This window comes from Streptomyces roseochromogenus subsp. oscitans DS 12.976, from assembly GCF_000497445.1.
Lineage (GTDB): Bacteria > Actinomycetota > Actinomycetes > Streptomycetales > Streptomycetaceae > Streptomyces > Streptomyces oscitans.
The window spans coordinates 68917-77865 of the sequence record NZ_CM002286.1; the positions used below are offsets into that span (position 1 = coordinate 68917).

Here is an 8949-nt window from a genome sequence, read left to right on the forward strand (position 1 = left end):
TCATCGGCCGGCCTGGCGCCGGCACTGGTCGCGGTGACCGGTCGGGCCGGTTCCACCGCGGCCATCAGGGCAGCCATGATGCCGGTGTCTGCGGTCGGTGCCGACGTGGTGCTGGCGGCCGGCGAAGTGGGCGGGTCGGGGGGTCCCCCGGGGGTCGGAGGCGCCGTATCGGTCGCCATCGTTTCCTCACTCTCCGTGGTCTCCGATGGTTCCTTACTCCTTACCTCCCAGCAGAGAGCGGCCGATCAGCCGGACCATGGGGTCCGATTGCGGAGCTCTCCGCCAGGAGGGAGGGAGTAATTGATCACCGTGCGTGACTATGTGTCGGTCTTCTTGCCCTTGCGTGCGAACACCGCGACGGCCAGGCCGCCGCCGGCGACGAGACCCAGCACGGCGGGGGAGTTGACCCCGCCGCTACCGGCGTCCTGGGCGTTGCCGGCGGCCGCCATGTCGGACCCGTCGGGGGCCTCATACTGCTGCTTGCAGTCCGCCACGACGTCACCCCTGGACGGCGATCCGTACCCCTTGCCGAGCAGGCCGGAGGAGTCCTTCACGCACTTATCGACGGCCGCCTGGATCTTGTCGGCGGAGGCGGCCGCGGCCTTCGCGTCGGTGGCCGCCTTGTCGTTCCGGACCTTCATCTCCTCCAGCTCCAGCTTCTTCATCTGGAGCTGGAGGGCGGCGGCCTCCTTCTCATCCTTTGCGACGGCCGCCGAATGGACCTGGAACCAGATGGTTCCGCCGCCGACGAGCGCCACCCCGGCCGCCGCGATGGCGACCTTTCCACGGCGAGTCAGACCGGCCTTCTTGTATTTTGCGACGGGAGTTCCGTAGGGACCGTCGTCGGCGTACGGAGAAGCGTCCAGTTCGCTGTTTCCAAAGTTCATTCCTGTCGCCATTCCGGCCCGAATACCTTCGAAAATCTTCTCTTCTTCCGGTGTCATTTCAGTCTCCGTTCTTTCGTGCCATGTCGGAGGCCGCCGAAATCGTGGCCTCCACACCCCGGAAGGTGTTGCAGGGAAGGTCGTTCCATTCCCAGAACCGCATGTTCACGCCCTGGTGGGCCAGCTGGTCCTGGAGGTAATGCACGGCCTTTCCACGGTCGATCGCGGTCACGTGCCCGGTGGATTCCAGAAAGGTCTGGGCACCCCTGATGCACATGCGTCCGGTGGGGGAGAAATCGAAGCTCTGACACCAGCCGTAGCGGGTCAGGACCTCGATGACCTGGATGAGGTGGTACGACGGCTTCAAAGGGCGCGGCTCCTGCCAGAGCCCCAGGTCAGTCATCGCGGACCGGATTCCCCTGGGGATCAGTCGCTGCCCCCAGGTCGGGGGGTCGGGCGCCCAGATCTCCAGGGCCGGCGGGATCACCGCCGGGAGTGCCAGCGCGGGCGCCGGCGGAGCCGTCGTGCGGGTGAAGCTCCCAGACGTCGTGGGTGCCATGTGAAAAGACCTCCATGTCTCGGGGTTGAGGGAGGGGAGAGTCCGTGGTCGCCGAGGCTGCTGCGCGGGGCCGGGTGGTGCTCGGTGCGGGCCTGGCCCGCCGCCTGCGCGCTCGAGGCGCGGGTGCGGTGAACTGGCCTGTCGGCCGTGGCCGTCACCGGTCCGCGCTCACGCTCGGGAGCGTGGACTCGGGCCGGTGGCGACCATGAGCGGCAGGTGCCGTGCCGGATGCTGGGCGCTCAGGCGCTCGCCGGGACGCTCGCCTTCGCGCTCAGGAGGGCGCCCTGGGCGCTCTCCTCGACCTGCTCGCGCAGGCGCTGGGCGGTCGGGCGGGAGACAGGCTCGTCGGACAGGCCCGCCTTGGTGAGCGCGTCGCGGATCTCCGTCCACTGCGGGCGGCGCCCGAGCTCGGCGTAGAGGAGACGGATGCGGTCGTGGCGGCGCTCGGTGAGCGCGTCCCGCTCGCTGCGCGTACGGGGGCTGTCCGCTCGGTGAGCGTCCTCGGCCTCCGCGTCGCGCTCACCGTGGCGAGCGTCCGTGGTGAGCGCCGGACGCTGACGCTCACCGTCACCGTTCCCGGAGGTGAGCGCGCTCGGTTCCGGGTGAGCGTCGTGAGCGTCGCCGCTCTCCTCGGCGCGCTCGATGGTGTGAGCGTCCTCGGGGGTGAGCATGTCGGCGAGCGCGGCAGGCGCGGTGTTGAGCTTGAGCGCCATCCGCATCTCGAGCGGGGCCTTCCACCGCCACGCCAGCCAGCCGTACTTCTCGCGCAGCCGCGCCCGCAGGTACGTCTGCTCCTGGAGCCGGGTGAGCGCCTCCTCATAGGAGGTGATCTCCCACAGGATCATCCGGCGGCGAAGCCGAGCGGTGGGGATCGGAGCGAGGATCCAGCGCGAGCGCCGCACCGTCTCCATCCGCTTCTTGCCGGTGACCGCGCCGATCCGCGTGGCGTACACGTGGGAGGCGATCTCCGAGAAGATCACCCACAGCAGCGTGAGGGCGGCGTGCCCGAGACGGCCCGCCGCGGAGTCCGAGGCGTTCCAGTTCAGGTAGACGGTCACCGCCGTCAGCGCCCGGGGCACCCAGCGGATCCAGCGCAGCTCCATGCCCATGCGGATCAGGACCAGGTTGGCGCCGGTGAAAGCCGGGATGGCGACGTCGATGCCGACCGGCAGCAGCCACGGCCAGTCCCAGCCCCACGCCGTGGCCTTGGTCTCCAGCGCGGTGTAGGAGGAGAGCAGACCGAGGGTGGAGACGGTCGCGGCCGCCAGGACGATCCCGACGACCAGGACCAGCTCCTGCCCGGACAGCGGCGGGACACCGTCAGCGGGCCGGGCATCGGCCCGTGCCTTGCGCCGCTTGGCGCGGGACTCGGTCCGAATCTCCCGGCGGCGGGCCCGCTGCACGGTGCGCTCCGTCGCGGCCTCCAGGACCCGTTCGGCTTCAGCCAGGGCCTGCGCGGCGGCGGCCTGGTCGGCCGTGGCCTTCGCCGCCGCCTCCCGGGCCGACGTCGCGTCCTTCTCCGCCTGCTCCCGCAGTCGGGCGACGTCCTTGTCGGTGGCGGCCCGCAGCTCCTCAGCGGAAGTGCGGGCATCGGCCAGAGCGCGGTCGGCGTCGGCGCGAAGGCCGGCGGCCATCTTCTCCGCCCCGGCCCGCACCTGCGCGGCCTGGTCGTCCGCGCTCTCGCGCATCCGGTCGGCCTCGCCCCGCGCCCGCTCCAGAAGCTGTTCGGCGTCGGTGGCGGCGCGGGTGCGGGTCTCCGCCGCGGTGCGCTCCGCCGCCGCGAGCAGCTCGGTGCGCTTCGTCTCCGCGTCGGCGAGGACCTGCGCGGCCCGCGCCTGTACCTCGCCGGCCTGCGCGGCCGCCGTTGCGGTGACTTCCTCCGCCTGACGGCGGGCGTCGGCGAGGACCTGGTCGGCCTCGCCGGCCGCCGTCGCCGTGACACGGCCGGCCTCCGCGCGGACGTCGGCGAGCAGCTGCTTGGCCTTCGCGCCGGCATCGGCCAGGACCTGGTCGGCATCGGCGGCCGCAGTGGTCGCGGCCTCCGTGCGAACCCGATCGGCGTCGGCCACCGCGTCGGCGAGGACGCGGGCCTGCTCGGCGGTGGCCGCCTCGGTGATCGAGGCCGCCTCCGAGCGGGCGCCGTCCAGGAGTTCGGCGGCGCGGGCCTGGCCGTCGGCGAGGATGCGCGCGGCGTCGTCGGCGGCCAGGCCCCGGAGGTCGGCGGCGCGGTCGGCAGCGTCGGCCAGGACCGGGTCGGCTTCCTCGAACACCAGCGGCACGGTCTCTTCGGGGGCGGCGGCCACTGCGGGGATGGCGGCCGGAGCCGCCAGCGCCTTGGCGCGCCCGGCGCCTCGGGGCTTCGCGGCCGGGGCGGGCTTACGCCTGCGCCGGGTGGTGGCGTTGGCCACGGGGGTGTCCTCTCTTTCCGGCGCCTCGTGCAAGAGGTCACCGCGGGTCGGCGTCGGTCGGTAGGGTCGTGACCAGGCCCTCCGAGGCCCCGGCAGCGCTAATGCCGAGGACTCGGAGGGCCGTCTGCGCGAGGCAGGTGGTCAGGGACGGGCGGGCAGCGCGCTGCTGTCCTGCCCGACGTGCTGGCGCAGCCAGGCGACGGCGGCCGGGGTCATCGCCCCGGTGTCCGGCTCGCTGAGCGGCGCGGTGTCGATGTCATGCATCGCGTCCGTCGCCGGGAGCAGCCGCATGTAGTCGGGGTCGATCCCGGCGCGGGCTCGGTTGCCGCTCAGCTCGGTCAGGTCGTAGAGGACCTTGCCGGTGTAGGCGTGCCGCCAGGACCGCTCCACCCGGCCGACGAAGGTGTGGCCGGGCAGCCCGAGCCAGAACCGTTCGACGTCGCGGAACAGGACGAAGTCGCCCTTGGTGTAGGTGACCTTGGGCTGTACGGCCTGCGTCTGGAGCTGGGTCACGTGCTCTCCTCACTCGCGTACACCGGCCGGGGCCGGCGGGTCCGGACTGCCCGGCTCCCAGTCACCGCCCGACCCAGCCGCCGGAGAGTCGGCGACCGGTGCGGGCGGATCAGGCAGCCGTCAGGCCACGACCGCGAGGGTCCGGTGCGGGGGGATGACCCGGCCGTCGGGGAGCAGCTCGCCGGTGTCCTCGAAGAGCAGGACGCCGTTGCACAGCAGGCTCCAGCCCTGCTCCGGGTGGGCGACCACGACGTGCGCGGCCTCCCTATCCGAGCCTTCGGCGGGCGGACATGCCGGCGTGTGCGTGCACAGCGAGTCCGGCAGCCGGTTCGTGGCAGTGTCGAGTTGGGTGTGCATGGGCTCTCCTGGCGGGGGAAGCGAACCCGAGACTTTCCCGGGCTGGAAGTGCGCGAAAGGCCGGCCGCCCGTACGGCGGGCGGCCGGCCTGGTCGAACAGCCGGGCATGGGAAGGAAGTTGGATCCCCCTCCCGCACCGCGGGTCAGCCTCGCCGCTGCCTGGCGAGGTAAGCGTCCTGAAGTTGGCTGAACAAGTCGTACAGGCGCTGCCCAGCCCCGCACCGCGCAGCCGAGGAGCAACTGGTGCACTGCTGCTCGTGCTCGCGGTACGCCCGGGCTGCCGCCATGTACCGGCCGTACAGATCCTCAGCCACGGTCACCGGTCTTGATCGGAAGACTCTGCTCCGGCCGCTGGTTGACCTGCCGGAGCTTCTTCTCCATCCGCTGCTGATCGGCGTCCGTCATCGCCTCCCGGCCTTCCTCGCCTCGACCCGGCGGCGGGCCGCGCGGCGCTTCATCGCGCGGCGTTCGTCCTCGGACAGGCCGCCCCAGACGCCGGAGTCCTGGCCGGACTCCAGAGCCCACTGCAGGCACTGCTCGATGACCGGGCAGCGGCGGTTACAGACCGATTTGGCTTCCTCGATCTGCAGCAGAGCCGGGCCGGTATTGCCGATCGGGAAGAAGAGCTCGGGGTCCTCTTCCTTGCACGCGGCGAGGTGTCGCCAGTCCATGGGATTCCTCCGTCGTGGTCGTGCGTGCGTCAGGGAAGTCGGGGAGTGCCAAGCCGGGACGGGCCGGAGTGATCGCGGCCGCTGGCTGCGGAAGACCTGCTCCGCGCCCGCCCGCGGCGGTGTGCGCGCTACTCAGCGAGGTGGCAGCGGACCTGCTTGCCGATCAGCGAGTGCTCGATCGTCCAACCGGGAGCAAGCAGGTCCAGCAGGGCCAGGCCCCGACCGGAGGTCGCCTGGTCACTGTCCATCGGCGTCCGGCTGCGGTGCGGCAGCAACTCCGGCGCCGGGTCGTGCACGTTCACCGCGATACCGAACGCGGTGCGGTACACCTCGATCACCAGCGGCACCGCCGGGCCGCAGGCCCGCACCGCGTTACCGACCAACTCGGAGAGCACCAGCTGCGCGGTGGCGGCAGCCTCGCGGTCGGCCCCGTACGAGATCAGCACCGACGCGGTCAGACGGCGGACAGTGCTGAGGGTGTACTCGGAGGCGGTGACGTGGGCGATGAAGCCCCGGTCGCGGTGGCACAGGTACAGGCCCGGGACGGAGGCCGGCAGCACCGGCCGCTCCGCGGACATCACGCCGGTACCGAAGGTCGTCGGCGCGCTCACCGCGTCCCACCATCCGTCGCGTTCGACGGCGCGTCGCCGGTCTCGAGGACCAGGCGGTCCGACGTGGTCCACACCGAGCCGATCGCGAAGGGGAAGGCTCCCGGCTGGAGCAGGTCCTTCACGATCAGAGCCCACTGGGCGCAACGGCGGTTGAGTAGCTCGCGCGCCCGCTGCGGGTCGCGGACCACGGCCAGGACCTGAAAGGCCCCGTCCTGGTTGGTGTAGATCGCACCCTCGCGGCGGGGGCCGATCTGGGCGTCGACGACGCGGCGCAGGCCCTCGAGGATCTCGAGGTCGCTGACGCCGGACGACGGCCGAGATGCCATCATGGAGGTCAAGGTCGTACTCCTTCTTGACTGCTCTGGTGGAGTGGGTAGAGCGACCGGCAACGGCCCCGGGGCGCAATCCCGGGGCCGTCACCGTTTGAGGCTGGTCCTGCTGGCCCCCTGCCGTCGCCGCCCGCGAACATGCGGGTGGTGGCGACAGGCAGCGCAGGAACTGCTGCGTTGGCGTGGCCTCTTCCGCCGCGCCTGACCACCTTTCGTCCGGGAGGTGGCGTGCCCGCGATCACTGGCTCACCTGCCGGATCGTGCGATAACTCCGCTTACCGGCTGGGGGCTGTCGTCGCGCGACCGCCGCATGGTGCAAAGTGCGGGGGCGGGTGATCGCTCGGCCCACGCGGCAGCCGAACCAGACCAGTGCCTGGCTTGCTGCCGCTCCGTTGGCACGAAGCAGAGTCGCCCTCACTTCCCCGCCGCGTACCGCCGTTCACGGTGGCCGGGATTATCTGGCTCCGGCCTGCCCTTCGGATGCGTCCCAACGAGCCCCGCAAGGGCCCGCGCGCCGGTTACCTCCCCGCCCCTGCGCTTTCAGCCGCCGTCAGGGGCTTCAGCGATTTAGGGGCTTCGCGGGGGTCGTCACCCAGCGGTCCGCATCTCCAGTTCTCAAGAAACGAGCGCTTCCTTGGCGCCTCCCGCAGGAGAGCGACGTCCGGGCGCACTCCGAAGGTAGTAGCACTCTGAGTGCTAGTCAACAGTTTCAGTGCTACCTAGCACCTTGTGACCTAGTGTGAGAATGTGTCCGTGACACAGCGACGGAGAGAGGAAGGCAGCCCGTGCCCAGCGGATATGCACTGACAGTGCGATTCACCCTGCGAGACGCTGCAGCTGCCCGGCAGTTCGACGACCTGGTGGCACAGACCGCCGCCGGCATCCGCACGGAGCCAGGCACGCTCGTCTACGCCGTGCATGAGCCGGTAGACGAGCCGCTAGTGCGGGTCTTCTACGAGCTCTACGCCGACCGTGAGGCCTTCCAGGCCCACGAGGACCAGCCCCACACCAAGCACTTCCTCGCCGCCCGCGAGCAGTTCCTGACCAGCACCGAGGTGACGTTCCTCAACGAGCTGGGAGGTCTCAGCAAGCGCCCCGGGTCGGAGGGGTGATGAAACCAACGGGACGGGACGTCGATCCCAACGACCGGGCTTTCGGACAACGCGTCCAGAAGTTCCGCAAGGAGCGAGGTCGCACACAGACTGAACTCGCAGCTGCGCTCGGAAAGACGAGCAGCTGGATGTCGCAAGTCGAGCGAGGCGTTCAACCAGTGCGACGAGTTGACGTCCTCCAGCAACTCGCGGACGAGCTGGGCGTGTCGGTTCAGCAGCTACGTCCAGGCGCCCCGTCAGACACCGGCGGAACATCAGCGGCTCCCGCCCCGCTCTCGCTGTCCAATGACCTGGACGAGACACGACGCCTGATCTCCGGCCACCCTGCCCTCCGCACGCTGTTGTCCGGCCCGGCAGAAAGCGAGGGCAGGCCTGTCGACGCACTGCGCAGTGACGTCGAAGACCTCTGGGAGTTGACCCATGCGGGGCGACTGGCGCAGGTCAGCGTCCTCGCCGTGGAGCTGCTCCCCGACCTCGAACAGGCCGCCCGCACTGCACCCGAACAGCACCAGATCGAGCTGTACCTGCTGCTCTCCCGGGCCTACCAGGCACTGTCTGCGGCCTTCGTCCGGCAAGGGGAAGCCGACGCCGCATGGGTCGCTGCTGATCGTGCAGTCTTCGCTGCAGAGCGATCGGGTGACCCGCTGCACGTCTGCGCCAGCGTCTTCCGAATGGTCCAGGCGTTCGTGCGGCTCCGCAGCCTCGGACAGGCGGAACACGCCGCGCGAACAGCCATTCACGCCTTGGAAGAGCAGGGCAGCGACTCGCCGCAGGCCTTGTCCGTCCTGGGTTCGCTCCATCTGGCTCTGGCGCTGGTACACGCACGTTCCAGCGCGAGATCCGAGGCCAAGGAAGAGATCGACAAGGCACGAGGGATCGCCGCTCGGCTGGGTGAGAACCGGAACGACTTCAACCTGGAGTTCGGCCCGGTCAACGTGGAGATCCAGGCGGTAAGCACCGCCGTCGACCTCGGAGACGCAGGAGAGGCCCTGGATATCGGCCTCACCATCGACGCCGAAGACCTGTCCCCGGAGCGTCAAGGAAGGTTGCTGATGGACCTGGGGCGAGCACACGCGCAGAGGCGCCATGGGGGAGAAGCCCTCGACTGCCTGCTGCGCGCCGAAGCCGTAGCACCGGAGATCATCCAGACTCACCAGGCTGCTCGCGCAACCATCCGTGAGCTGGTCCTCATCGCAGGTCCGAACGCCCCGCGAGAACTCCTTGAGCTGGCCGAACGGGCCGACGCTCTTGAGTAACTCACGAGAGCAGACCTGGTGTGTGTGCCAGGTCGAAGAGGGCGAGTCGCTGCACGACGGTGACTTACCGCTGGCTCTCCCGATCACTTTGCTGCGGAGGGATCTATGGAAGCTCGCTTGGGTCGCGAACTGGGCGCCGTGGGCGTAAACAGGATCCCCAAGAGAGTGCCGGACGACCTCTTTCTAAGTGCTGCCGAACGTGGCCGTGTTGGGTGGGCCTACGCGATCCGCGCGGCGGAAACAAATTTG

General features: G+C 70.3%; 10 protein-coding genes. 2 read left to right on the forward strand and 8 right to left on the reverse strand.

The features are described 5' to 3' along the window. Positions 1 to 317: 317 nt before the first annotated feature. From M878_RS91685 to M878_RS91710, 8 genes are all read right to left on the reverse strand, one after another. Entirely contained in the window at positions 318 to 887 is a 570-nt protein-coding gene (locus M878_RS91685) for a hypothetical protein (protein ID WP_023554063.1), read from the reverse strand. 58 nt (positions 888 to 945) lie between these two features. Next, positions 946 to 1443, reverse strand: coding sequence for a DUF6197 family protein (locus M878_RS50700; RefSeq protein WP_031227504.1), 498 nt, complete (start codon positions 1441 to 1443; stop codon positions 946 to 948). Between the two features lie 239 nt (positions 1444 to 1682). Then, positions 1683 to 3851 carry a DUF2637 domain-containing protein gene (locus tag M878_RS91690; protein ID WP_023554066.1) on the reverse strand — a complete coding sequence of 723 codons (2169 nt, stop codon included), beginning with the start codon at positions 3849 to 3851 and terminating at the stop codon, positions 1683 to 1685. Positions 3852 to 3992: 141 nt separating this feature from the next. Then, the gene (locus tag M878_RS91695; RefSeq protein WP_023554067.1) at positions 3993 to 4364 is read right to left on the reverse strand and encodes a hypothetical protein; all 372 of its coding nucleotides are present in this window, start codon (positions 4362 to 4364) and stop codon (positions 3993 to 3995) included. Positions 4365 to 4484: 120 nt separating this feature from the next. Continuing rightward, on the reverse strand, positions 4485 to 4676 hold the full coding sequence (locus tag M878_RS91700; protein WP_280923703.1) for a DUF5999 family protein: 192 nt from the start codon (positions 4674 to 4676) through the stop codon (positions 4485 to 4487). 446 nt (positions 4677 to 5122) lie between these two features. Then, positions 5123 to 5392 carry a WhiB family transcriptional regulator gene (locus M878_RS50705; protein ID WP_031227506.1) on the reverse strand — a complete coding sequence of 90 codons (270 nt, stop codon included), beginning with the start codon at positions 5390 to 5392 and terminating at the stop codon, positions 5123 to 5125. Between the two features lie 128 nt (positions 5393 to 5520). Continuing rightward, positions 5521 to 6003 (reverse strand): ATP-binding protein, encoded by a 483-nt coding sequence (locus M878_RS91705; RefSeq protein ID WP_023554071.1) that lies wholly within the window; start codon positions 6001 to 6003, stop codon positions 5521 to 5523. Further along, on the reverse strand, positions 6000 to 6332 hold the full coding sequence (locus tag M878_RS91710; protein WP_023554072.1) for a hypothetical protein: 333 nt from the start codon (positions 6330 to 6332) through the stop codon (positions 6000 to 6002). The genes M878_RS91705 and M878_RS91710 overlap by 4 nt, the downstream gene beginning before the upstream one ends. Positions 6333 to 7117: 785 nt before the next feature. On the opposite strand from M878_RS91710, the gene M878_RS91715 reads away from it, so the two are divergent. Together M878_RS91715 and M878_RS95845 are read left to right on the forward strand one after the other, a co-directional pair. Then, positions 7118 to 7444: a putative quinol monooxygenase gene (locus M878_RS91715; protein WP_031227511.1), complete on the forward strand. Its 327-nt coding sequence runs from the start codon at positions 7118 to 7120 to the stop codon at positions 7442 to 7444. Further along, positions 7444 to 8700, forward strand: coding sequence for a helix-turn-helix domain-containing protein (locus tag M878_RS95845; protein ID WP_078630711.1), 1257 nt, complete (start codon positions 7444 to 7446; stop codon positions 8698 to 8700). Before M878_RS91715 ends, M878_RS95845 begins: the two co-directional genes overlap by 1 nt. Positions 8701 to 8949: the final 249 nt, after the last annotated feature.